Source organism: Streptococcus sp. KCJ4932 (assembly GCF_004352745.1).
GTDB lineage: Bacteria > Bacillota > Bacilli > Lactobacillales > Streptococcaceae > Streptococcus > Streptococcus ruminicola.
In genome coordinates this window covers 52510-76266 of record NZ_SJWW01000003.1, presented here as the reverse complement: position 1 = coordinate 76266, position 23757 = coordinate 52510, and the positions used below count along the sequence as shown (strand labels likewise).

Annotated in this window: 22 protein-coding genes, 2 pseudogenes and 1 riboswitch; of the genes and pseudogenes, 17 read left to right on the top strand and 7 right to left on the bottom strand. The window is 37.1% G+C overall.

Annotated features, from left to right (window positions below; genetic code table 11):
• The first annotated feature begins 2 nt into the window (after positions 1-2).
• The 11 genes and pseudogenes from pta to E0E02_RS02115 all read left to right on the top strand — a co-directional run.
• Positions 3-1001 carry a phosphate acetyltransferase gene (pta, locus tag E0E02_RS02170; RefSeq protein WP_039696970.1) on the top strand — a complete coding sequence of 333 codons (999 nt, stop codon included), beginning with the start codon at positions 3-5 and terminating at the stop codon, positions 999-1001.
• 70 nt (positions 1002-1071) lie between these two features.
• Positions 1072-1827, top strand: coding sequence for an SDR family oxidoreductase (locus tag E0E02_RS02165; RefSeq protein WP_074601781.1), 756 nt, complete (start codon positions 1072-1074; stop codon positions 1825-1827).
• Positions 1828-2177: 350 nt separating this feature from the next.
• A pseudogene (locus tag E0E02_RS02155) lies at positions 2178-2564 on the top strand (relaxase); the annotation flags it as partial.
• Positions 2565-3236: 672 nt separating this feature from the next.
• Positions 3237-3902 (top strand): AAA family ATPase, encoded by a 666-nt coding sequence (locus E0E02_RS09500; protein ID WP_206282012.1) that lies wholly within the window; start codon positions 3237-3239, stop codon positions 3900-3902.
• Between the two features lie 10 nt (positions 3903-3912).
• Positions 3913-5601: an AAA family ATPase gene (locus tag E0E02_RS02150; protein WP_206282011.1), complete on the top strand. Its 1689-nt coding sequence runs from the start codon at positions 3913-3915 to the stop codon at positions 5599-5601.
• Between the two features lie 1105 nt (positions 5602-6706).
• Positions 6707-6910, top strand: a complete 204-nt coding sequence (locus tag E0E02_RS02135; protein ID WP_133017734.1) for a hypothetical protein — start codon at positions 6707-6709, stop codon at positions 6908-6910.
• Between the two features lie 29 nt (positions 6911-6939).
• Positions 6940-7080: a hypothetical protein gene (locus tag E0E02_RS09405; RefSeq protein ID WP_165937130.1), complete on the top strand. Its 141-nt coding sequence runs from the start codon at positions 6940-6942 to the stop codon at positions 7078-7080.
• Between the two features lie 833 nt (positions 7081-7913).
• Positions 7914-8159: a hypothetical protein gene (locus tag E0E02_RS02130; RefSeq protein ID WP_133017733.1), complete on the top strand. Its 246-nt coding sequence runs from the start codon at positions 7914-7916 to the stop codon at positions 8157-8159.
• Between the two features lie 266 nt (positions 8160-8425).
• Positions 8426-10264, top strand: coding sequence for an AAA family ATPase (locus tag E0E02_RS02125; RefSeq protein WP_133017732.1), 1839 nt, complete (start codon positions 8426-8428; stop codon positions 10262-10264).
• Positions 10239-11558 carry a hypothetical protein gene (locus E0E02_RS02120; RefSeq protein WP_240789009.1) on the top strand — a complete coding sequence of 440 codons (1320 nt, stop codon included), beginning with the start codon at positions 10239-10241 and terminating at the stop codon, positions 11556-11558. Before E0E02_RS02125 ends, E0E02_RS02120 begins: the two co-directional genes overlap by 26 nt.
• A 125-nt stretch (positions 11559-11683) precedes the next feature.
• Positions 11684-11833: pseudogene (locus E0E02_RS02115) on the top strand (NAD(P)-dependent oxidoreductase); the annotation flags it as partial.
• A 31-nt stretch (positions 11834-11864) separates the two neighbouring features.
• Here E0E02_RS02115 and E0E02_RS02110 read toward each other — a convergent pair.
• Positions 11865-12260: a sodium transporter gene (locus E0E02_RS02110; RefSeq protein ID WP_133017730.1), complete on the bottom strand. Its 396-nt coding sequence runs from the start codon at positions 12258-12260 to the stop codon at positions 11865-11867.
• Between the two features lie 163 nt (positions 12261-12423).
• Here E0E02_RS02110 and E0E02_RS02105 point away from each other — a divergent pair, with 163 nt between their 5' ends.
• Both E0E02_RS02105 and E0E02_RS02100 read left to right on the top strand, forming a co-directional pair.
• Positions 12424-13266, top strand: coding sequence for a Cof-type HAD-IIB family hydrolase (locus E0E02_RS02105; protein ID WP_133017729.1), 843 nt, complete (start codon positions 12424-12426; stop codon positions 13264-13266).
• A gap of 167 nt (positions 13267-13433) precedes the next feature.
• On the top strand, positions 13434-14852 hold the full coding sequence (locus E0E02_RS02100; RefSeq protein WP_133017728.1) for a glycoside hydrolase family 1 protein: 1419 nt from the start codon (positions 13434-13436) through the stop codon (positions 14850-14852).
• A gap of 42 nt (positions 14853-14894) precedes the next feature.
• Here E0E02_RS02100 and E0E02_RS02095 read toward each other — a convergent pair whose 3' ends face one another.
• Both E0E02_RS02095 and E0E02_RS02090 read right to left on the bottom strand, forming a co-directional pair.
• Positions 14895-15551 carry an ABC transporter ATP-binding protein gene (locus tag E0E02_RS02095; RefSeq protein WP_074868807.1) on the bottom strand — a complete coding sequence of 219 codons (657 nt, stop codon included), beginning with the start codon at positions 15549-15551 and terminating at the stop codon, positions 14895-14897.
• A gap of 13 nt (positions 15552-15564) precedes the next feature.
• Positions 15565-17088 (bottom strand): ABC transporter permease, encoded by a 1524-nt coding sequence (locus E0E02_RS02090; protein WP_133017727.1) that lies wholly within the window; start codon positions 17086-17088, stop codon positions 15565-15567.
• Positions 17089-17469: 381 nt separating this feature from the next.
• Here E0E02_RS02090 and guaC point away from each other — a divergent pair, with 381 nt between their 5' ends.
• The 3 genes from guaC to E0E02_RS02075 all read left to right on the top strand — a co-directional run bounded on the left by guaC (position 17470) and on the right by E0E02_RS02075 (position 20688).
• Positions 17470-18453, top strand: a complete 984-nt coding sequence (guaC, locus tag E0E02_RS02085; protein ID WP_133017726.1) for a GMP reductase — start codon at positions 17470-17472, stop codon at positions 18451-18453.
• A gap of 108 nt (positions 18454-18561) precedes the next feature.
• Positions 18562-18657: riboswitch (purine riboswitch) on the top strand.
• A gap of 179 nt (positions 18658-18836) precedes the next feature.
• Entirely contained in the window at positions 18837-19418 is a 582-nt protein-coding gene (locus E0E02_RS02080) for a xanthine phosphoribosyltransferase (RefSeq protein ID WP_039696962.1), read from the top strand.
• Between the two features lies 1 nt (position 19419).
• Positions 19420-20688 carry a nucleobase:cation symporter-2 family protein gene (locus E0E02_RS02075; protein WP_133017725.1) on the top strand — a complete coding sequence of 423 codons (1269 nt, stop codon included), beginning with the start codon at positions 19420-19422 and terminating at the stop codon, positions 20686-20688.
• 53 nt (positions 20689-20741) lie between these two features.
• On the opposite strand, the gene E0E02_RS02070 is transcribed toward E0E02_RS02075, so the two are convergent.
• The 4 genes from E0E02_RS02070 to E0E02_RS02055 all read right to left on the bottom strand — a co-directional run bounded on the left by E0E02_RS02070 (position 20742) and on the right by E0E02_RS02055 (position 22610).
• Complete coding sequence (locus E0E02_RS02070) at positions 20742-21677, bottom strand: FAD:protein FMN transferase (protein WP_133017724.1); 936 nt, start codon at positions 21675-21677, stop codon at positions 20742-20744.
• A gap of 116 nt (positions 21678-21793) precedes the next feature.
• Entirely contained in the window at positions 21794-21979 is a 186-nt protein-coding gene (locus tag E0E02_RS02065) for a 4-oxalocrotonate tautomerase (protein WP_002888803.1), read from the bottom strand.
• A 131-nt stretch (positions 21980-22110) separates the two neighbouring features.
• Complete coding sequence (locus tag E0E02_RS02060) at positions 22111-22320, bottom strand: hypothetical protein (RefSeq protein ID WP_074560026.1); 210 nt, start codon at positions 22318-22320, stop codon at positions 22111-22113.
• Between the two features lie 11 nt (positions 22321-22331).
• On the bottom strand, positions 22332-22610 hold the full coding sequence (locus E0E02_RS02055) for a hypothetical protein (RefSeq protein WP_133017723.1): 279 nt from the start codon (positions 22608-22610) through the stop codon (positions 22332-22334).
• A gap of 556 nt (positions 22611-23166) precedes the next feature.
• On the opposite strand from E0E02_RS02055, the gene E0E02_RS02050 reads away from it, so the two are divergent.
• Positions 23167-23748, top strand: coding sequence for a thymidine kinase (locus E0E02_RS02050; RefSeq protein ID WP_074869362.1), 582 nt, complete (start codon positions 23167-23169; stop codon positions 23746-23748).
• Positions 23749-23757 lie beyond the last annotated feature (9 nt).

Sequence of the window (23757 nt, the reverse complement as noted above, 5' to 3'; positions counted from 1 at the left end):
TTATGGGAATTCGATCTTTATTTGGTAGCTTAAGGGAAAAAATTGTTGGTAAAAACCTCAAAATTGTTTTTCCTGAAGGAAATGATGAACGTGTTCTTCGTGCAGCCGCTCGTTTAAAATTTGAAGGTTTGATTGAACCAATTATTTTAGGAGAAGCTACGGAAGTTCGAGAATTACTGGCTAAATTCGGTTTTGCTGATCAAAACTATGTGATTATTAACCCGCAAACTTATGATAAGTTTGATGAGATGAAGGAAGCCTTTCTTGAAATCCGAAAAGGTAAAGCAACTCCTGAAGATGCTGATCGTCTATTGAAAGACGTTAATTATTTTGGTGTTATGTTGGTCAAACTTGGTTTGGCTGATGGTATGGTTTCTGGTGCGATTCACTCAACAGCAGATACTGTTCGCCCAGCTCTTCAAATCATCAAAACAAAACCAGGTATTTCCAGAACATCAGGTGTTTTTTTGATGAATCGTGAAAGCACTGATCAACGTTTTATGTTCGCAGATTGTGCTATCAATATTGATCCGAATGCTCAAGAATTATCTGAAATTGCTTTAAACACTGCTGAAACGGCAAGAATTTTCGACATTGATCCAAAGATTGCCATGCTTAGCTTTTCAACAAAAGGAAGTGCCAAAGCACCTCAAGCTGAAAAAGTTCGTGAAGCCACTCAACTGGCTAAGGGACGTCAGCCTGAATTGGCTATCGATGGTGAATTGCAATTTGATGCCGCTTTTGTTCCAAGTACAGCAGAAGTAAAAGCACCAGATAGTGACGTCGCTGGACAAGCAAACGTCTTTATCTTCCCAGACCTTCAATCAGGAAACATTGGTTACAAGATTGCTCAACGTCTTGGTATGTTTGAGGCAATCGGTCCAATTCTTCAAGGATTGAACAAACCAGTCAATGATTTATCACGTGGTTCAAGTGCAGAAGATATTTATAAATTAGCTATTATCACAGCAGCTCAGGCTGTTGATGACATGAACGAATAATAAGAAAGAATCAGTTGGCTGATAACCAACTGACTTTCTTATATCCAGAAGAGTATAGAAAGAGAGTAACATGACAAAAATTGCATTAGTAACAGGAGCTTCAGCTGGTTTTGGAAAAGCTATTGTTAAGAAATTAGTAGCAGATGGTTATCAAGTTATTGCCAGTGCTCGTCGTTTGGAAAAATTGCAGAGCTTACAAGCAGAACTAGGTAGTGATAAGGTTTATCCTTTACAAATGGATGTTTCTGAGCCAAAACTCATTGATCAAGCTTTAGCAAGTTTACCAGAAGCTTGGCAACACATTGACCTTTTAGTTAATAATGCTGGTTTGGCACTTGGTTTAGACAAGGCATATGAGGCCGATTTTACTGACTGGATGACCATGATTAATACCAATATCGTAGGTCTTGTTTATCTGACACGCCAAGTCTTACCAGACATGGTTAAGCGTAATTCAGGGATGATTATTAACCTTGGGTCAACAGCAGGAACTATTCCATACCCAGGTGCCAATGTTTACGGTGCATCAAAAGCCTTCGTCAAACAATTCTCGCTAAATTTGCGTGCTGATCTTGCTGGGACAAAGATTCGTGTAACAAATATCGAACCAGGGCTTTGTGAAGGAACAGAGTTCTCAAATGTCCGCTTCAAAGGTGACGATGAACGTGCTGAGAAACTTTACGAAGGAGCGCACGCCATTACGCCAGAAGATATCGCAAACACCGTTTCTTGGGTGGCTAGTCAGCCAGAGCATGTGAACTTCAACCGCATTGAAATGATGCCAGTGTCTCAAACATACGGTGCCCAGCCTGTTTACCGTGATTAAGAATAAGCAAAAAGAGCCTTTGGGCTCTTTTTTAATCATCGAAAATAGGATTTGTGCTAGAAGGACCAGAAGTGACATCGGACCAGCCAACGATTGCTTGACCAGATTCATTTAGGTAACTTGCCAGAACAGGCTTTAAATCTTGAATAAAAGTGATAACCCCCATAAATTCACCAGAGTCATCTTTAACTGCTTGATAAGTTTGAAATAAGATGCGGTCAAATGATTCGGTAGGAATTTGAAAATGGACGGCTTTTTCAGGTGATTATTCAAGACTGGTCCAAACCCATTGTGGTAATTCATTTTCTTCGGGTTCTGAGAAAAAAGTTCAAACAGCGGTGACTTCTTTTAATGAATTATCGTCATCCATTAAGGAGAAACGATTAGCTGAGATTCAGGTTCTGAAGACTCACATCATAAATTATGTAAAGACGAAAGACGTATATGCGGATTATCGTAAATGCGGATACAGTAAGAAGTTCCTGGAGGAACATCGGCAGGAGATTCTGCTTCATAAGGCTGCCAAGAATGCCTTTGATGAGCTGGGAGTCAAGAAGCTTCTAAAGGTAAAAGAACTGAATGCTGAGTATGCGGAAGTTCTTGCAGAAAAGAAAAAACTATATGGTGAATATCGCCAGGCTAAGAAAGAAATGCAGGAAATCCAAAGAGCAAAATATGACATTGACCAGTTCTTGAAGGATGATGAAGAGCAGAAGAAAGAACGTACCAGAAAATGAGGAATCACTCTATAAATTTATCGGGGAATTTGTAAGTTTCATACTTGCAGATTTCCCATCTTTTTTCATTTCTGAAAAAATTCCAACAGAAGATTTTAGCGATTCGTAAGAATTGCGTAGCCAGCCGGATAGGCTGTTTAAAGGGATTTGGGATGTGCCTCCAACGAGCGAAAAGTAGCTTTTTGTACAAGAAAGCACTGCTCGCCACTTTGCGAAGACGCGCCTTAACACCATCAAAGATGGTGCCGCGCGAAGAGCGGAATGCCTTTGATAAGAGAATTACAAATTATATTGTAAAAATAAAACTATTTAGATATTAATTCGAAAATGACTTTCGAGAAGTCGAAAATTGTATTTGAAAATATACGAAAGTACGAGTATAATGTAGCTTAGGACTATTTATAGGAACCGTAAAGTTCTTCACAAATATGGGTAATCCCCATAAGAGAGGAATTATATGGCTGTATCTTATAACGGATTATGGAAATTATTGATCGACAAGAACATGAAAAAGATGGGTAAGGGAGTAACACTTACCGATGATGAGGTAGAGAAGCTGAAAGCCTTATTAAAATAGAAATAGCACTAGAGAATTGATACATGATGATATAAAAAAGCCTTGACCATGTGTCAAGGCTTTTCGTTTGGTATTTTTGACTTAGGGAGGAAACAATGTTAAAGGCTATAAAATTTAAAGGTAGATACTTTGCTGATGAGGCAAATCTAGAGGTTTTTCCAGAAAACGATAGGCTATCGATTATATACGGTAAAAATGGATCTGGAAAAAGTACTATAACCGACGCTATTTTAAAGGCGACGGGAAGTACGGCAATTGAAGGCATTGAGTATGCTTACGTATATGATGAAAGTGGTTCGGTCTATTCTGATATGGCAGATATCCATATTTTCAATGAAGATTATGTCAATGAAAGAGTAAAAGTAAAGGAAGATGGCCTTAAAACTATTGTTCTTTTAGGTGAATTGGGAGGTTTAGAAGAGAAAATTCAGGATACAGAACTAATAATAGAAGCTGAAACTAAGAAAAATAAGAATTTAAAAACTACACTTGAAAGTCTAAAAGATAAAGAAAATCCGAAGTCAGTAGCATATTGTAGAGATCAAATAAAAGATGGTCTATCTGGAGATACTCATTGGGCTGACAGAGAAAAAAGAATCAAGAATTTTAGGAAAAATGCACATGTCACAGATTCTGTGATGGATAGAATAATCCGTCTACAGCCGAAGGAAAGTTTTGGAACAATACGAGATAGATACGACAAGAATTTTGTACTGTTGAATCAAGTGCATGATGATGAGGCTGAAAAGCTTAATACTTAATAATACTAGCATGTTGTCTGTTGAATTTAACGAAGAACAATTGCAGACATTGTTAAAACAGAAGGTAGAAAGTCCTTCGCTAAGTGAAAGAGAAGAAAAAATTATACGAATGATAGAGGATGGTAAAGCCGACAATGTAAATGAGATGAGGAGAGTTTTTTCAAAAGAAAAAACTACGCATTGTCCATTTTGCTTTCAAGAGGTTTCGTCTGAGTATAAAAAGGGATTAATTGAAAGCATAGAGAGAGTTTTGTCGAAAGAGTTTGATGAACATCAGGATAAACTAGAAAAGAGTATTATTCAGGAAGTAGAAGTCGATTTTAATGGTTATGATGTATTGGACACTAAACTTGTCCTTGCTTGCAAAACTAAAATCGAAGAAATCAATAAAGCGATATTTCGGATTCGCGAAATCATATTAAAGAAGAGAAATCATCCGTACACACCGATTCTTGATTTTGAAACCGAGTTGTCGGACAGGTTAGAAGAATATGAGGAATTAAGAAAAAAGCTGCAGAATGAAATTGACAAGTATAATGATGCAGTAGGAATGGTTGAAATATTAGAAGAGAAGCTTTGCGATGATAATGCTTTAATAGCACATTATGAAGTAGCTAGTGATATAAAGCATTGGGAGCAGGCAAAAAAGGATTTTGAAGCTGCAAATAAAGTAGTTGAAGACTCGGATAAAGAATTGAAAGAAAAAGGAGAGGTGTTAGAGCTTTTACGTGCCAAAAAGAAAAATATACGTATTGCTGTAAATCTTATTAATAATAGCTTAAGGTATGTATTTTTTTCAAAAGATAGACTTGAAATTAAAGTTGAGAATGAAAAGTACGTACTTTATCCAAGAGGAATACCGGTTAAGCCTAATAATGTTTCTTTAGGTGAGAGAAATATTATTGCATTATGCTATTTCTTTATTGAATTAATTTCCAATCAAGAAGCAAAAGATGGATATACAAAAAAGTCAGTGATTATTATCGATGATCCTGTTTCTAGCTTTGACTTTGAAAATAAAGTTGGAATAATGTCCCTTTTAAAAGATAAGGTGTCTTCGATAATAAAGAACAATGATGAAAGCCAGGTTGCTGTACTAACTCATGATATGCAGTGTTATTATGACTTTCAGAAGATTGCGGGGGAGATTGCAAAAGAAATTAAGGCTAAGAGCAACGGTAACAAAAGACTATGTTTTAGAGGTCGTGAATTAAAAAATAAGGACCTGGTTCCACTAACAAAAAAATATAATGAGTACAGCGAATTGTTTAAAATTGTGTATGACTATGCTTGTGGTAATACAAGTGGGTATGAATATACTATTGGAAATGTAATGCGACGTATTCTTGAAGCCTTTTCCACATTTATATATAAAAAGGGTATTGAAGATGTATCTATTGATGAGTCTATCTTAGCATGTATAGATGACAAAGATTATGTAGAGTATTTTAAGAATCTTATGTATCGACTTGTGTTGCATGGCGAAAGCCATATGGAGGAAAGAGTAAAAGCACTTCAAGATCCGGAATATCTTGATTTTATTAGTGATGAGGCAAAAGAGAGAACAGCGCAAGAGGTAATTTGCTTCATGTATAAACTAAATTCAAAGCACGTGCTAGCACATCTTGAGGGTGATAATGTTGAGAATAATATCAAAAGCTGGTTAGAAAAGATTAAAGAGTTTTACACTGAGAAATAGGATTTTTAATTGCCTGTCCCTATATTGGGACAGGCTTTTTGTTACCATTATAATCATAAAAGGGGGAGTGCACGATTTTCACGGCTGTCAGATATTTTCGTTATTTTGTAGATTATTGGTGCAAACAAGTGTTCGTAGTGATATACTTTCAATTAGGAAGTAACGAAAGCAGAATGCTTCTTTTAGAAAGGAGCGGCGCATGAGACGTAAATCTACAGAGCTTATAGGTACTATTAAGGCATTTGTAGAGGAATACTACAAGAATTATCGCCACTCACTGTCTACAACAGAGATTGCCAATGCGGTCGGAATTGCAAGAGGAACTGCATATAAGTCCAGTCGTGCATTGATAATGGCAGTGTTGACTACACTACGGAAAGGCTATTGTCGGGAGATTACAGTATGATCATCATATCGGTTTCTTTCCCTTTTCCGAATGAGAGATATCAAGCTTGATAGTCAAAGGAGGCGTGATGTTGATGAGTTCAGCGGAGGAAAAAATCGGGGAATGCGTGGTTTGCTGCCACAGATGTGGTGGATTTCTTATGGAGTCAGCCAGTACAACTTCGTATATGGTCTGCCCGGAATGCGGTGCTCGCCTTGTTGTGTGCGTAAAGAAAGGCAAGGTATCCGTATTCGATGATAATAGATCCGAGGAGGAGCTTGCCAAGAAAAGGCATGCTCGTTTAACCGGATATGCTGCGAAGCTTAACAAGTTAGATAAGTAGCAATAAGTTTTACAATTAAATATTCATGAGGATGCTAGGGAGATTGCTGGATTGGTCGCTGGTACAGCGTTAAAAGACTTACAAATGAGTGACGTCTGGCATCCAAGAGTTTGTGAAGAGAGTCGTATTTACTACGGATAGATGCAGCAAGGGCGTAAGACAGCTACAGGCCTTACAAGATGGCAGTCCGGCAATATTAATAGAATCCTTAGAAATCCTTTTTATTGCGGCAGAATCGTTTACCGTAAGCAATATGTTCCGGATTATCTGGTTCAGAAGAAAATTAATAATCATGGGGCAGTTGATGAGGTTCGGGCTGATTTCATCTTTAAGAAACTTTTGGCTATAAGGAAGTAATTTTTAATTAAGCGATGTCTATGCTAAAAGATGTAGCTGAGGTTAAGGCTTCGGAAAGAGATGATAAAGAAAAGCTTGAAAGAAACACGAAGCAGATTGTTGAGAAGCTTCGTAGGCAAATGGCTAACTTAGTTGATATGTGTGCTGATGGAGATATTTCCAGAGAAGTCTTTCACAGTAAGAAAAAGGAATTGGAAGATCAGATTTCAAACCCTGAAAAATGAATAGTGAGTGTAGATAGCAGATTTTAGAATTGGAAGATAATGAAGCTAAGAATAGACGTATTGAAAGTCTTTCTGAGTTCATTAAGATGACTGCTTATGATTCTGGGGCTAAGATTCTTGATACAGTGATTGATAACTTTGTTAATCGTGTGGTATATGATCACGGATAGTTCATATGGTATCTAAATCCTGCTTTTGGAAATGAAGCATACAAGCAGACCACTTCCGATTGGAAAAAACCAACTGTCGATCGCTTCAAGTGATATAAAAGATATGTCATCTGCCTGCTCCAGCTCAGGCTGTTGATGACATGAACGAATAATAAGAAAGAATAAGTTGGCTGATAACCAACTGACTTTCTTATATCCAGAAGATTATAGAAAGAGAATGACATGACAAAAATTGCATTAGTAACAGGCGCTTCGGCAGGATTTGTGGATTAGGAATCCTCAAAAGGTTTTATGTGATAAAGTGTGAAGATTTAGTAACCTCCAAATTAAATATAAAGCTAATTCTATATAGGGTACTTACAAAAAAGTATCCTATATTTTTTTACAATGAGATTTACCAAAGAAAAATGATTAGCTGAGATTCAAATGCTAAAGATTCATAGCATAAATATATATGGATTAGCATAAATGCTAGTTTAGCAAGAATTTTTTAAAAAGTTATGCACGAAAAATGATCTCATAAAGTAGTTAAGGATGACTTTAATATAAAGAAATATCAAAGGTTAAAGAACTAAACGAAGAGATAAGTGGAAAACACAAATATTATTGTAAAAAATTAATTAAATATTAATTCGAAAGTGATTTTTAGAAAATCTAAAATTACATTTGAAAATATCCGAAAGTGCGAGTATAATGCAATCTAGGATTATTTTTGGGAACCGTAAGGTTTTTCACAAATATGGATAATCCCCATAAGAGAGGAATTATATGGTTTTATCTTATAACGGATTATGAATTATTAATCGACAAGAACATGAAAAAGATGGAGCTTGTTGAAAATAAAAACATCGGAATCAGTAGCAGACACTTGCGAAGGTAAGGCTATTCCTTATACAGAATTTGAGGAAACTTGGACTGAGCGTACAGAAGGTGTGAAATTTGATAATTCTGAAGACTTTGAAGACTACGCAAAGAAAGTAAATCCTTACCTTACAACGCATGTAGATACTATATCTATTTTTATAGGCTTCGTCATAATCAACCATTTACTGCTGGCGATTGTGAGATGTTGTCAATGATATATACTGAGGAACTAGGAACGCAGAAAGATTATGATAGAACATTCCAGAATGCGCTGTTAGGTAAGCTAGTAAGGAAAATTGTAAAAATGGATTACGATGTGACTATGTAGCTTTTTTCAGAGTATATGTATTAGTTGTAGATGGAAAGGAATATCCATCAAAGTATGTCATTGGTGTTGCTAACATGGCGAGGAGATAGCTACGCAGGTACATAATGTAGTAGAAGCAAAATCTTATCTAGAGAGTCGGGGGATACGATTGATATGAAGCAGGAAAAATATGAACTTACAATAACGTCTGATTCTGTGGTGTCTACGGATGAAAGATTTACCATGGATAATCTCGGCTTAGGAGATAATTATAAGCCGATTGACGCCTATTTTATGAAGGGCGGAGAAGAAATTATTCGTAGAAATAGAAACAAAGGCGAACTAAAAATATCGAATCAAACATTACCAAGGGTTACATGTCAGATTTTTGAAAAACAATTAGCATCATTATCGGATGAAGACAAAACGAATTTTCCTATTTGTCAATATACGCCGGATACTGAAGTTATTCGAGGGATATTTGCTACTGTAGCGGAATTTAAGAAATTTAGGAATACAATGGAGTATTCTATTTATAAGCGTGAGAATGGGCCTCAGTTTGTAATCTATTCTTGGAATATTTTTTCTACCCTTGTATTTGCTAAAGAATGTCTAAAACGTTTTGGTGAGCCAGGAGATAAGTTTATCTTGATATACAGGGATAAAACGGATCAAGAGCTTAATCATAATAAAACGGAACAGGTTGTTGTTGAGGATGTTACAAAAACTACTAAAGAGAGCAATAATCCTTATTCTAAGTTGCTTTTAGAGTCAAAGAATATCATCTTTAGAGGGGCACCTGGAACTGGTAAATCGTATCTTGCCAAGTCAATTGCAGCAGACATTATCAGCAATGGGTACACTGACAGATACTCAAATCTTACAGATGAGCAGAGGCAGCAGGTGGAATTTGTACAATTTCATCCAAGTTATGACTACTCGGATTTTGTTGAAGGATTACGTCCTAAGATGAATGACGATGGCAGCATGGGCTTTGAATTGCAAGATGGTATCTTTAAGAAGTTTGTTGACAGAGCAAGAAAGAACTTTGAAGATTCCCAGAAATCAAAGAAATTAAGGGAACAGGAAGTATCTGCCAAAGCAGCAATGGCGAACTTCTTTACTAATATTGAGTTCGGTGAAGATAAGTTTAAAACCATTAAAGGTAGTGAATTTACAATCACTAATGTTGATGATAAGCATATTTATATTTCTATTCCGGGCAATGATTCTGTAGATAAGTTGAGCCTTAATATTGATGAGGTTCATAAGATGCTTGAATCCGGAGCTACTTTTGAAAAAGTAAGTGATATTACAAGATTCTTTGAAAAGCAGTTTGCAACACAGAGCTATTCTTACGACTTTGCTCTCTATAAGGCGATTAAAGAACAGAGTAGTTTTATCACTGCATCAGTAGAACCAGAAGAATTGAAGAAATATATTTTTATCATTGATGAGATTAACCGTGGAGAAATATCCAAGATATTAGGAGAACTATTCTTCTCAATCGATCCTGGATATAGAGGCAAAGAGGGAATGGTTGCAACGCAATATTCAAATATGCATGCAAACCCTGATGAGAAGTTTTATATACCGGAGAATGTTTATATCATTGGAACCATGAATGATATTGATAGATCCGTTGATACATTCGATTTTGCTATGCGTAGAAGATTCAGATTTGTTGAAGTTAAAGCTGAGGATACGCAGGATATGCTTGAATCTCTGGACAACGAGGAGTTGAAGAATGAGGCGGTTCAGCGTATGGATAGTTTAAATGCTGAGATTATTAAGGTTGAAGACTTAAATGAGAACTATCAGATTGGTGCATCATATTTCTTAAAGCTTAAGACACATGGGGTTAATGAACTTTGGACAGATTACTTGAAACCACTTTTGCAGGATTACGTGCGTGGATTATATGATGAGCCTGGTATTATGAAGAGATTTGCCAAAGCTTATGGTTATGAGGAACCAAGTGAAGGTGATGAAAATGAAGCAGTTCAAGATTAAGGATAATCAATATAATTTAAAAGCTGAGTTTGCTGATGTAAATGCAATTACCGATGCGGTTGCTGATAAAACGTTTGAGCAGCTGGAGCGTGAGGGCGTCTTTGTGTTTCCAGAGGTAATAAAGGATGCTGATGATATTTCCAGAAATCAGATGATTCTCCAAAGCTATAATGACATGTATGTTTCTGGGAATGTTATGGGTTTTCTTGGAGTGGGTAATCAACGTCTTGTCATCAAATCAAGGTTTAGCTCTGGAGACGAAGATTATCTGTTTCAATATCTGCTTAATAGGGTTATGGATTTTCCTAATCTTGTTGATCTTGAAATTGAGGCTAAACAGGATAATGGAATGTTTAATCTGTTGGTGTTCCTATTTCCATATTACTTAAAGAAAGCTGTTCGGAAAGGTGCGTTTAAGACATATATTCACAGAGAATACAATGATGGAAACGTTAAAGGCATTATAGATGTGGCTAGGCATATACGTAAGAATACGCCTTTTGTTGGAAATATCGCATACAGTCAGCGTGAGTATTCTTACGACAATTATTTGATGGAGCTTGTAAGACATTCGGTTGAATATATTAAGGCCAGGCCTTATGGAAGTAGACTTTTGAAAAGTACTAAGGATGAAGTAAAGCTTGTTGTGGATTCAACACCATCGTATAGACCGGCTGACCGAAGTGATATTATTGAAGACAATAAGAAGAATACTATAAGACATGCATATTATCACGAATACCGTGACTTACAGCGCCTTTGTATTCTGATTTTACAGAATGAAAAGCAGCAGATGGGATACGGTAAGCAAAAAGTCTATGGAATCTTGTTTGATGGCGCTTGGCTGTGGGAAGAATATGTGAATTCTCTCGTGGAGGATTATTTCTATCATCCTATGAATAAGGCTGGCGAAGATAAGCAGTGGCTCTTTGGTGGCAACAACGGTCTCATTTATCCAGACTTCATAGGAAAAGACGATGAAAATCGTGTTATTGCAGATGCAAAGTATAAGCCGATAGGAAATATTGGTAATCAGGATTATTTGCAGGTGTTGGCGTATATGTTTAGATTTGACGCTAAGAGGGCATTTTACTTTTACCCAGAGGCATCTAATCAGAATGATAAAGAATTATGGCTTAATAAGGGGTCATCTTTTGAAGATAATGTTTCTGCCAGAGATGATGTATGCCTCATAAAACATGGACTTAAAATACCCCATGATGTGAGTGATTATAAGGGTTTTGAGCAACAAATAGGCATGAGTGAAATAGATTTCTTAAAAATATTGAAGTAAACTTTTACATAGAATATGGAACTTAGGTAGCCGTTGTAACACGTAAAATTAAGGAAAGAAGCTAAGGTATTATTGATAGATACAGTTGGTTAAAATAAGAGTTATGTTGTTTGTTCTTAGCTATGATGAGTGAAGGAGCGCATGCTATTACGCCAGAAGATATCCCCAATACCGTTTCTTGGGTGGCTAGTCAGCCAGAGCATGTGAATTTCAACCGCATTGAAATGATGCCAGTGTCTCAAACATACGGTGCACAGCCTGTTTACCGTGATTAAGAATAAGCAAAAAGAGCCTTAGGGCTCTTTTTTAATCATCGAAAATAGGATTAGTGCTAGAAGGTCCAGAAGTGACATCAGACCAGCCAACGATTGCTTGACCAGATTCATTTAGGTAACTTGCCAGAACAGGCTTTAAGTCTTGGATAAAAGTAATAACACCCATAAGTTCACCAGAATCATCTTTAACTGCTTGATAAGTTTGAAATAAGATACGGTCAAATGATTCGGTAGGAATTTGAAAATGAAGGGATTGTTCTGGTGCTTGCTCAAGGCTGGTCCAAACCCATTGTGGTAATTCATTTTCTTCGGGTTCAGAGAAAAAAGAGCCGTCTGAACGATTATTGCTATAAATCAGTTTTAAATTTTTATCATAAAAACTAGCTCGGTAAGGAAGATGAGCTAGTAAGTCTTTTACATTTTTCATGGTTTTAGGATAGCGATTTTGTATCAGAAATGCAAGCAAGCTGTCTGAAAGCTGTCAGCTGGAAAAAAAGCAGAGGAAAGTATCAGTTTTTCGTAAGATATAACTATCGTTTTCAAACTTTTCTTAGTAAAATAGAGGCATTAAAAACGAAGAGGACAGTGCTGTGAGTAAAATTATTTTTTTAGATGTTGATGGAACCTTGGTGGATTATCACAATCGTATTCCAGAATCTGCTGCGATCGCAATTCGACAAGCGCGTGCTAATGGGCATAAAGTCTTTGTCTGTACGGGACGTAGTCGTGCAGAAATGCAACCTGAATTATGGGAAATTGGGCTTGATGGCATGATTGGTGGTAATGGCTCATATGTCGAATACAATGAAGAAGTTATCATGCACCAGATGATTTCAAAAGAAGATTCGAGAGCGATTGTTGATTGGCTGCATGAGCGTGGATTAGGATTCTATTTGGAATCTAATAATGGCTTGTTTGCTTCAGAAAACTTTAAAGAAGCTGCTCGCCCAGTCATGCGCAAGTACGTCATGCAAAAAGGAAAAACAGCCGCAGAAGTAGAACACATGGAAGCTGAAGATGCTCTTCATGGTTTGGTTTATGGTGGCGAATTATACCGTGATGACCTAAATAAAGTCAGCTTTATTTTGAATTCTTACCAAGATCATTTGGATTCTGCTAAGGCTTTTCCAAACTTAAAAGCTGGCACTTGGGGTGGTCGAGGGGAAACAGCTTTATTTGGCGACCTCGGCGTTAAAGACATTACCAAAGCGCATGCCATTGACGTTATTTTAGAGCATTTGCAGGCTAGTCGTGAGGATACCATTGCTTTTGGTGATGCCAAAGTGGACATTCCAATGCTTGAGTGTTGTAAGATTGGTGTTTCTATGGGAAATGGTGGCCCAGAAATTCTAGCGATGGCTGATATGGTGACTGACGATGTCGAAGAAGATGGTCTTTACAACGCCTTTGCCAAATTAGGTTTGATGGAATGAAAATGACTTGAGATAGGAATTGTCGGATTGTTTATATTTTGTTTCGATATCTGATATTTGTCGTCATTTTTTCGTATGATAGTACAAGGATAGCGTTGGATAGCATTAGTTTTTTAGAAATGATAGCGCTATAATTGTAGTCAATGAAAAGTTAAAAGGAGATTGACATGTTACACAAAACGCTAAAACCATTTCCAGATTACTTCTTGTGGGGAGCATCTACGTCAGCTTATCAAGTTGAAGGGGCTTCTTTAGAAGATGGTAAAGGACCTTCTTGTCAAGATGTGAAAGAATTGCCTGCAGGTACTGCCGATTTGACAGTTTCAGTTGACCATTATCATCACTACAAAGAAGATATTGCCTTGATGGCAGAGATGGGCTTTAAATCATACCGTTTTTCAATTTCTTGGTCACGTGTTTTGCCAAAAGGAACTGGCGAAGTGAATCCAAAAGGAATTGAATTCTATAACAATTTGATTGATGAATGTTTGAAATATGGTATCGAACCAATTGTGACAATGTTCCACTTTGATATGCCAGCAGCGCTTGATGAACGTGGCTCATGGTCAACACACGAATCAGTAGATTGGTTTGCTGAATATGCGCGTGTCTTGTTTGAAAACTTTGGTGACCGTGTTAAATATTGGCTAACAATCAACGAACAAAATATGCTTACTTTGGTTGGCCCTGTTATCGGTACTCTTCATGTGCCAGAAGGAACAACAAACCTTACAAAAGAAATTTACCAACAAAACCACCATCAATTGGTAGCGCAAGCTAAAGCTATGCAACTTTGTCACGAAATGCTTCCAGAAGCTAAAATTGGTCCAGCGCCAAACATTTCATTGGTTTATGCGGCTTCATCAAAACCAGAAGATGTTCTAGCTGCTCAAAACTTCAATGCAATTCGTAATTGGCTCTATCTTGATGCTTATATCCTAGGTGAGTACAATAACCTTGTCTGGGCATACCTTGAAGAACAAGATGCTACACCAGTGATTACTGATGAAGATCGTGCCATCATGAAAGCTGCAAAACCAGACTTTATCGGATTTAACTACTATAATACAGCAACAGTAGCTGCATCAGATGGTACAGAAAGCTTGAACCCATCAGCTGACCAACAAACAGCACGTGGAGAAGCAGGTTTCTACCGTGGTGTTGACAATCCAAATCTTCCAAAAACTGAATTTGGTTGGGAAATTGACCCAGTCGGTTTCCGTGCAACTGTTCGTGAAATGTACAGCCGTTACCGCTTGCCACTTTTGGTTACTGAAAACGGTCTTGGAGCTTACGATACTTTGACAGAAGATGGTAAAGTTCACGACCAATACCGTATCGATTATCTTCGTGCTCACATTGAACAAATTCAATTAGCGATTACGGACGGTGTTGATATGCTCGGTTACAATCCATGGTCAGCTATTGACCTTATCTCAACACACGAAGGCATTCGTAAACGTTATGGTTTCATTTACGTTGACCGTACTGATGAAGAAGTTGGCAGCCTTGAACGTTACCGCAAAGATTCATTCTTCTGGTATAAAAAAGTTATCGCAAGTAACGGACAAGATTTGTCAGACTAAAATAAGAAAAAACACTCAGCAGTTTTGCTGGGTGTTTTTCGTTTATAGTTGGGTGAATTGTTTTTTCTTGAGTTCAAAAACGACATCTGTTTCTTTAGCGACAGCCGTTTCATGTGTCACGATAATCACGGTTTTATTTTGCTGATGGGCGATGTCTTTGAAGATATTGACAATGTCTTGGGTAGTTTCTTCGTCTAAGTTTCCTGTTGGTTCATCAGCTATAATGACATCATGATTGGTTGCTAGGGCTCGGACGATGGCAACACGCTGTTGTTGACCACCGGAAAGTTGAAGAACTGGCTTGTCAATCATTTCTTTAGGAATGCCCACCAGCTCAAAAAGCTCATCGATTTTAGCATTGTCAACGGGAGTGTTTGTGATTTCGAGTGCTGTTTGAACATTTTGACGTGCGGTCATGTAAGTCATTAAATTATAAGCTTGGAAAATAGTGGAAACAGCATTTTTACGGTAATTGGTCAAGCCAGACTTATTAATATCTTTGTCATCTAAGTAAATCTTGCCTGCTTTTGGGCTATCTAAGCCAGCCAGCAAGGAAAGAAAGGTGGTTTTTCCACTTCCTGATTGACCAAGAATGGCATAAATTTTTCCTCTTTCGAAGCTTAAATTAACATCTTTGAACAGGTAATCATCTGGATTATTAGTATACCAATAGCCAATATTTTTTGTGTGTAAGGTCATATGAGTGTCCTTTCTAATTTGATGATAAGATATCTTTTGGTTTCATGCGAATGATACCGATACTTGCTAAAATAGTTGAGATAAATGAGATGAGAAGGGCAATTCCACCGAGTTTTGCGACATCAGTTCCTGTTAGTTTGATATCGAGATTATCGATTTCTTTTGGTGAGGTTGTTGCCATTGACATCATGTTGCCAAAACCACCGCCGGATGGTTTGTCATTTTTGGGTTTTGAGTCATTTTGCTTATTGTCATCATTAGAAGAGTTTGTCTCTTGACCAGGACCACCGCCATTAGGTCCTTGGTTTGTAGTTTGTTGTGTCTGAGTCGAAGATGACAACAGTTGATTACCAAGGGCATTTCCGACAAAATTTCCTGCAAATGATGCAATCACAAGAGAAACAATAGTTACCATGAATAACTCTGTGAAGAATTGGCCGATGATTTTAAGGCGATTTTCACCCAAGCTCATGAGAACTCCAATTTCGTAACGGCGCTCACGAATGCTTAAAATAACAATCAAGGTTAGGATAACTGCGCCAGCAATAGCCACCAAAATAACAATATTTTGTGCAATTGATGAAATGTTATTAAGTGGTGAAAGCATTTGTTCGTAGATTTCATCGCTTGATGTCACAGAGTAAGTGTCAGTATCGATTTTTGATTTTACTTCTTTAACGAAACTGTTCATTTTTTCGGGATTTGAAAGGGTATAGACAGCTGAATCAAGTTTATCTGTTTCACCTTTCATGGTATTAGCTGTTGTCAGTGTTGTGTAAATGTTGTTTTGTGGGTTTGAGGCATTTGACATCATTTGTGCTGTCGTTGCTGTTGATGAATTGTCATAGATACCAATGACAGTTAGAGTGTAGTTTGTCTCAGTACTATCTACAGTAGTTGTTACTGTGAAAGTATCACCTACACTTAAATTGTTTTCGCTAGCTAAATCTGAAGAGATAAGTGCTGAGTTGTCGGCAGTATCTGACGTAATGCCAACACCTTTTTTAATCTCACTTGTGCCTGAAGTGAAGTCACTGACATTGTCAGTTGTGTTAACACCAGTAATGGTAAAATCACCCGATGCCATCATGGCGCCGTGGTTCTCAGGTTGGTTGCCATTTTGTGAAGCATCATCACTTGAGTTCTCAGAAGATGAAGAAGTAGAGATAGCAGAAATGCCGTCACCTGCGCTAGCCGTTGTTGTCGTTGTGAAAAGGTATGATGAGACATCGCTTTTTTCTGCGATTGATTTTGCTGTTGCAAGCTCAACAGAAGTAGTAGCTGTGGTGGTGCTACTTGAGTCAGAACTATTTTCGTTGTCAGGTTTAAAAGCCTTCATCATAGCTTTGCGATTAACGGATAAAGTCACTGTTGCACCCGCTTGTTTTTTAGCTGATGTGACAGCAGAATCTGCCGCATTTTTAATGGTTAACCCAGCTAAGACAAAAATCAAAATCGCACTGGTCACCAAAACGAGTAGTCCTGTGCGCCCTTTTTTAGCTTTTGTCGCAAGCCAGGCTCGCTTAATAAAATTCATGTCAATAACTCCTTTGCAATCGTATTACAAAAAAGTCTAGGGGATTAATCTTAAGTCAAACTGAAAGAAAACTGAAACAAAACTTAAAAATTGTGAAAATGCAGCCGCCAAATATCGTCCGTAAAAACCGAACGATAAAAAATATAAAATAAAAATAATTGACATAAAACGAATGAAGTTGTAGAATGATAATGGAAGGGTAAGGTTTTACCTAGCGATGCTTTATTAAGTCAATGCTTAATAGAGTTATAGGAAGGTCATTTTTTAATGAAAGAGTCGATGTGTTTTTGAGCTACTCTGACAGAGAAAAGGTGACCTTTTTAGATTGTCCTTTGACCTTGTCTGAGTGTTCACTGACACAAAGACCACGGAGAAATTGATATGTATAACGCAATGCCTGTCTTTGATTATGAAGATATTCAACTCATTCCTAACAAATGTATCATTAAAAGCCGTTCGGAAGCTGATACGCATGTAACACTTGGTGATTTTACCTTTAAATTGCCAGTTGTTCCTGCTAATATGCAGACGATTATCGATGAAGATATCGCTGAAAAGCTTGCTAAAAATGGTTACTTTTACATTATGCATCGTTTTGACGAAGCTTCTCGAAAACCTTTTGTCAAACGCATGCATGACCAAGGCTTGATTGCTTCAATCTCAGTAGGTGTTAAAGATTATGAGTACGACTTTGTCTCAAGCTTAAAAGATGATGCGCCGGAATTCATTACCATTGATATCGCTCATGGACATTCTGATAGTGTCATTGAGATGATTAAGCACATTAAAAAAGAATTGCCAGATACTTTTGTTATCGCTGGTAATGTTGGAACACCTGAGGCTGTTCGTGAGTTGGAAAATGCAGGTGCTGATGCCACAAAAGTTGGGATTGGTCCTGGTAAAGTTTGTATCACAAAAGTGAAAACTGGTTTTGGAACAGGCGGCTGGCAATTAGCAGCACTACGTTGGTGCGCAAAAGCAGCTCGTAAACCAATTATCGCTGATGGTGGTATTCGTACTCACGGTGACATTGCCAAATCTATTCGTTTTGGTGCGACAATGGTTATGATTGGTTCTCTCTTTGCTGGACACTTAGAAAGCCCAGGAAAATTGGTAGAAGTAGATGGAAAACAATATAAAGAATACTACGGTTCTGCTTCTGAGTACCAAAAAGGAGAACACAAAAACGTTGAAGGTAAGAAAATCTTACTCCCTGTCAAAGGACATCTGAAAGACACACTTGTTGAAATGCAAGAAGATCTTCAAAGCTCAATTTCATACGCTGGTGGTCGTGATTTGCATGCCTTGACACGTGTTGATTATGTTATCGTTAAAAATTCAATCTGGAATGGTGATTCAATTTAGAACAGGAAAGTTGTCGTTATTTTCAGAATATTACTTCTTTAATAATAGGACCAATGTCATCTTGAAATCCAAGTTTAAAATGATACAATAGTTCTATCATTAATGTGATGGTTAAAATTCAATATTACTTATTTATGCTACGAATAGGCGTAGCGTTTCTACAAGACACCGTAATGTCTAACAATAAGTCAATTCTCAGTTGCTGTCTGAGAAAACATTTTTGCATACCTGTAAAAATGTGACTGAGTTTTGCAAGAGGTGTTTACAATTCGTAAACACCTCTTTTTATACAATCTGTCTTTGTTTAATGACGCTTGAAAAGTTTCATAGTAAGTTGTTTGTTTTAACAATCCGATTTTAAAAATTTTTCAAAAGGAGAATCCATGAAATTATTGGAAGATCGCATCTTAAAAGATGGTAATGTTTTGGGTGAGGATATCTTGAAAGTAGATAGTTTCCTCACTCATCAAGTTGACTATGAACTCATGCAAGAAATTGGTAAAGTTCTTGCGGAAGCTTATAAAGACGCTGGTATCACAAAAGTAGTTACAATTGAAGCATCTGGTATTGCACCAGCTTTATATACGGCACAAGCCATGAACGTTCCAATGATTTTCGCTAAAAAAGCTAAAAATATCACAATGACAGAAGGTATTTTAACAGCAGAAGTTTATTCATTTACTAAGCGCGTGACAAGCACAGTATCAATCGCAAGTAAATTCTTGTCAGAAGACGACACTGTTCTTATCGTTGATGATTTCTTGGCAAATGGACAAGCTGCTAAAGGGCTACTTGAAATTATTGGTCAAGCTGGTGCAAAAGTTGCTGGTATCGGTATTGTGATTGAAAAATCTTTCCAAACAGGTCGTAAATTACTTGAAGAAACAGGTGTTCCTGTAACGTCTCTAGCTCGAATCAAAGAATTTAAAGATGGTCAAGTTGTCTTTATGGAGGCTGATGCATAATATGGAAATGAATGAACAAAAACACTCACAAGCCGCTATTCTAGGTTTGCAACATTTACTTGCCATGTATGCAGGGTCAATCTTGGTTCCTATCATGATTGCCAGCGCCCTCAACTATTCAGCTGAACAATTAACTTACCTCATTTCAACTGATATTTTCATGTGTGGGGTTGCTACATTCTTGCAATTGCAGTTACGTAAGCACTTTGGTGTCGGACTTCCAGTTGTTCTTGGTTGTGCCTTCCAATCTGTTGCACCGTTATCAATCATTGGGGCTAAACAAGGTTCTGGTTACATGTTTGGTGCTTTGATTGTCTCTGGTATTTATGTGATTTTGATTTCTGGCATTTTCTCAAAAATTGCTGATTTCTTCCCACCAGTTGTTACTGGTTCTGTCATCACAACTATTGGTTTGACTTTGATTCCAGTTGCTATCGGTAACATGGGTGATAACTCAGACAAACCAACAGCACAATCATTGATTTTGGCTCTTGTAACCATTGCGATTGTTCTTGCGGTTAATATTTTTGCTAAAGGCTTCATTAAATCAATTGCCATTTTGATTGGTTTAATTGGTGGAACGATTGTGGCTGCCTTTATGGGCTTGGTTGATACATCAGTAGTCGCTAACGCACCGCTTGTTCACATTCCACAGCCATTCTACTTTGGCGCACCAAAATTTGAAATCACATCAATCATTATGATGTGTATCATTGCAACTGTTTCAATGGTTGAATCAACTGGTGTTTACCTTGCATTGTCAGATTTGACTGGTGAAAAATTAGACAGCAAACGTCTTCGTAACGGTTACCGTGCAGAAGGTGCAGCCGTTCTTCTTGGAGGTATTTTCAATACTTTCCCATATACTGGATTCTCACAAAACGTTGGTTTGGTTCGTATTTCAGGAATCAAAACACGTCGTCCAATTTACTATACAGCTTTGTTCCTTGTGATTCTTGGGCTTCTTCCAAAATTCGGTGCAATGGCACAAATGATTCCAAGTCCAGTTCTTGGTGGTGCTATGATTGTACTTTTCGGTATGGTTGCTCTGCAAGGGATTCAAATGCTCAATCAAGTTGATTTCCAAAAAAACGAATACAACTTTATCATTGCTGCGGTTTCAATCGCTTGTGGAGTTGGTTTTAACGGAACAAATCTCTTTGTTAGCCTTCCAAATACAGTTCAAATGTTCTTAACAAATGGTATTGTTATTGCTGCATTATTTGCTGTTGTTCTTAATTTGATTTTAAACGGAAAACCAAAAAAATAAGCGTTTAGACATAAATAAACACATTTAGGATTTTTCCTAGATGTGTTTTTCTTTTATCTTAGAAGTTGAAAGTGGGAGCGTAAGCCATTTGTCAAAGCTAAACGATTATCTTTAGTGATGAGAATGCCTTCTATATGCGGAGTGGCTTGAATAGTTGCTAGAGCTTGCATGACAGGAAGACCAAAGAGTCGTGTCGTCCAGATTTCGCAATCAACAGACAAATCAGAAACGATGGTAAGGCTTGCCATTTCGGTCTCGATAGGATAGCCAGTTTTTTGGTCAAAAATATGGTGGTATTCTTTATTTCCAGCTTTTAGGCGACGTTCGTAAATACCTGAAGTGACGACAGATTGATTTTTGAGAGTCAAAATCCCGATATGATTGCCTCTTGGTTTTTGAGGATTTTGAATGCCAATTCGCCAGATGCCTTTATCGTTTCTTGGATTATCGCCGTAAACAAGGACATTTCCACCAAGGTTAATCATGGCAGAAGTGACTTTTTCTGATTTTAAGTAATCCATGATTTTATCAGCGATATAACCTTTAGCAAGAGCGCCGAGGTCGATTTTCATGCCTTTTTGGCTTAGAAAGACACTTTGTTTAGTCGCATCTAATATAATATTTTCTGGTTTAGATAAGGCTAGCGCTTTTTGAATTTTTTGAGGACTAGGAACTCTAGCGTCGTCAAAACCAATGCGCCAGCTTTGTACCAAAGGACCAATAGCAATGTTGAGGTTACTAGGAGTTGCTAAGCTATGCTTTTTTCCAATCGCAATTAAATCAAATAAATCTGGGTGAACAGTGACAGGAGCGATGCTAGAGTTGTCGTTGATGACCATGAGCTCTGAATCAGCATCGTTAGCACTAAAGCGATTTTTATAAAGTGTAAGCAGACGACACACTTCGGCGATGTGCTCTTTTGGGGTGTCAGAATCAATTAAGATATCAATAGTAGTTCCCATCATCTGAATACTATGGCTAAGTTGCATGCTTTTCCTCCTGAAAATTTCTTAGTTTTAGCATAATGTTTTCTGGTCAAAAAAGCAATTTCTAAGTCAGTAAAAAAGCTTGAGACAATCGCCTCAAGCATAGTTGCTATGAAAAATTAGTTTTTCTTTTTCATTTCGCCGTGTGGGTAGTAAGTACCTTCTGGCATGTCATTGATGAAAACGTGGATTGCTTCTTTTGGAGCTTTAGCAATACGTGAAACAACTTCAGTTACTTCACGAGCAAGCTCAACTTTTTGTTCTTGAGTACGACCTTCAAACAAATCGATTTTTACGAATGGCATAAGAGTCTCCTTTTTAATCATTTAATAGTAACATTGTAGCATATTTTGCAGGAAAATTCAGGAAATTTTTAGAAAGTTTCAAGGCTAACTTGATTTCCGTATCTTGCTAAAATAGTGTTCTTGAGACAAATTTATTTGAAGAGTTTTAAAATGTCTGACAAGCCAAAGGTTGTTTTGTGATAGACCTTGTTGTAAGCTGCTTTTTTCGGATTTTTAATCCAACCTGAACCTTTCTTCCCATATCCTGGAATGATAGCTTTTTTAGCTTGTCTTTTCCATTTAGCAGTAGTACGAGCTTTCAAGCTCTTCTTTAAACTCGGTTTTCGAAATCCAACTTTCATGATTGTACCTCTTACTTACTATTAAATTTTTTAAGTTCGTCAATAATCTGTTGATTTTGATTAATTAAAAGCCAGTTTTGTTCTACTAATGCAGACAAATAAGAAAGTTTAGTTTGGTCAACGCCGTTGTTAAACGAAAGCGCTAGCCCAGCTTTGATAAGCCCGTTGCCGGCCATTTCATTTGCAATACGTTGAACTTGAGCATAACTATCTTGAGATAAACCTTTAACGCCACGCGCTTCAAGGTAAGCTTCAGTTTTTTCTTCTTTTGTTTTTCCAAACAATGCCATTTTCTTTTTCTCCATATTTTCAACTTTTAACGTGATTCATTCTTTGCACATAAAACTATTGATTATTTTTATCTCCAGCATATAAAGCAATGAAGATGGCTAATAGTGCTGTGATTATAATAAATTTCACTTTGACTTTCCTTTGTATGTTTTTTTATAACATGTTATAAGATACTCCATTGTTTTTCCTTCGTCAATACTGTTTCTTAAATATTTTTGTAACATAATCGTGATTCTTTTAATAAAGTGTCATCAAATTTACATGACTTGCTGTGTTATAATTTTCAGTGAGCATTAACAACTTAACAGCACAAGGAGTGGCGTTTTAGTCGCTCTTTAGTGCGTTGATTTGTTATTCAATAGTGTTGGTTACCGATATCACATTTTGTGATAAAAGCTAAAGCAAATTTTGCTTTAGCTTTTTTTGTTGGTCAAATACTTAGTCTGGTGGGGTGTAGACGTTTTTGTCTGGTTAATTTGCTTATCCTACTTGTTTATCCATGAGCGATTTTATGGTAGAATAGTAGAATATTAGTAGAAGGTAGGATTGTCACTTTTGGCTCAACTCTATTATAAATATGGAACCATGAATTCTGGTAAGACCATTGAAATTTTGAAAGTAGCTCATAACTATGAAGAACAAGGAAAACCTGTTGTCATCATGACTTCAGCACTTGATACACGTGATGGTTATGGTGTTGTTTCTAGTCGTATCGGTATGCGCCGTGAAGCTATTGCAATTACTAATGAGATGGATGTTTTTGCTTACGTCAAAGCTTTACCAGAGAAACCTTATTGTGTTCTTATTGATGAATGTCAGTTTTTAACGAAAAAGCATGTCTATGAATTAGCTCGTGTAGTTGATGAACTAGAAGTCCCTGTGATGGCTTTTGGGTTAAAAAATGATTTTCAGAATGAATTATTCGAAGGTTCAAAATACCTACTGCTTTTAGCAGATAAAATTGATGAAATTAAAACCATTTGCCAATTTTGCTCAAAAAAAGCCACAATGGTTTTGCGAACTGAAAATGGAAAACCGGTTTACGAGGGAGACCAAATTCAAATTGGTGGAAATGAAACTTACATCCCTGTTTGCCGTAAACACTATTTTAATCCCATGATTTCAACTGAAAAATAAGAAATGAAT

What these genes read in the sequence shown, in the direction of transcription:
- E0E02_RS02065 (WP_002888803.1), bottom strand. Translation starts at nt 21,979, where the DNA reads ATGCCATTCGTAAAAATCGATTTGTTTGAAGGTCGTACTCAAGAACAA.
- E0E02_RS02090 (WP_133017727.1), bottom strand. Translation starts at nt 17,088, where the DNA reads ATGAATTTTATTAAGCGAGCCTGGCTTGCGACAAAAGCTAAAAAAGGG.
- E0E02_RS02150 (WP_206282011.1), top strand. Translation starts at nt 3,913, where the DNA reads ATGTTGTCTGTTGAATTTAACGAAGAACAATTGCAGACATTGTTAAAA.
- pta (WP_039696970.1), top strand. Translation starts at nt 3, where the DNA reads ATGGGAATTCGATCTTTATTTGGTAGCTTAAGGGAAAAAATTGTTGGT.
- E0E02_RS02055 (WP_133017723.1), bottom strand. Translation starts at nt 22,610, where the DNA reads ATGGCATTGTTTGGAAAAACAAAAGAAGAAAAAACTGAAGCTTACCTT.
- E0E02_RS02070 (WP_133017724.1), bottom strand. Translation starts at nt 21,677, where the DNA reads ATGCAACTTAGCCATAGTATTCAGATGATGGGAACTACTATTGATATC.
- E0E02_RS02075 (WP_133017725.1), top strand. Translation starts at nt 19,420, where the DNA reads ATGGAAATGAATGAACAAAAACACTCACAAGCCGCTATTCTAGGTTTG.
- E0E02_RS02135 (WP_133017734.1), top strand. Translation starts at nt 6,707, where the DNA reads ATGCTAAAAGATGTAGCTGAGGTTAAGGCTTCGGAAAGAGATGATAAA.
- E0E02_RS02165 (WP_074601781.1), top strand. Translation starts at nt 1,072, where the DNA reads ATGACAAAAATTGCATTAGTAACAGGAGCTTCAGCTGGTTTTGGAAAA.
- E0E02_RS02095 (WP_074868807.1), bottom strand. Translation starts at nt 15,551, where the DNA reads ATGACCTTACACACAAAAAATATTGGCTATTGGTATACTAATAATCCA.
- E0E02_RS02060 (WP_074560026.1), bottom strand. Translation starts at nt 22,320, where the DNA reads ATGAAAGTTGGATTTCGAAAACCGAGTTTAAAGAAGAGCTTGAAAGCT.
- E0E02_RS02080 (WP_039696962.1), top strand. Translation starts at nt 18,837, where the DNA reads ATGAAATTATTGGAAGATCGCATCTTAAAAGATGGTAATGTTTTGGGT.
- E0E02_RS02120 (WP_240789009.1), top strand. Translation starts at nt 10,239, where the DNA reads ATGAAAATGAAGCAGTTCAAGATTAAGGATAATCAATATAATTTAAAA.
- guaC (WP_133017726.1), top strand. Translation starts at nt 17,470, where the DNA reads ATGTATAACGCAATGCCTGTCTTTGATTATGAAGATATTCAACTCATT.
- E0E02_RS02125 (WP_133017732.1), top strand. Translation starts at nt 8,426, where the DNA reads ATGAAGCAGGAAAAATATGAACTTACAATAACGTCTGATTCTGTGGTG.
- E0E02_RS09500 (WP_206282012.1), top strand. Translation starts at nt 3,237, where the DNA reads ATGTTAAAGGCTATAAAATTTAAAGGTAGATACTTTGCTGATGAGGCA.
- E0E02_RS02110 (WP_133017730.1), bottom strand. Translation starts at nt 12,260, where the DNA reads ATGAAAAATGTAAAAGACTTACTAGCTCATCTTCCTTACCGAGCTAGT.
- E0E02_RS02100 (WP_133017728.1), top strand. Translation starts at nt 13,434, where the DNA reads ATGTTACACAAAACGCTAAAACCATTTCCAGATTACTTCTTGTGGGGA.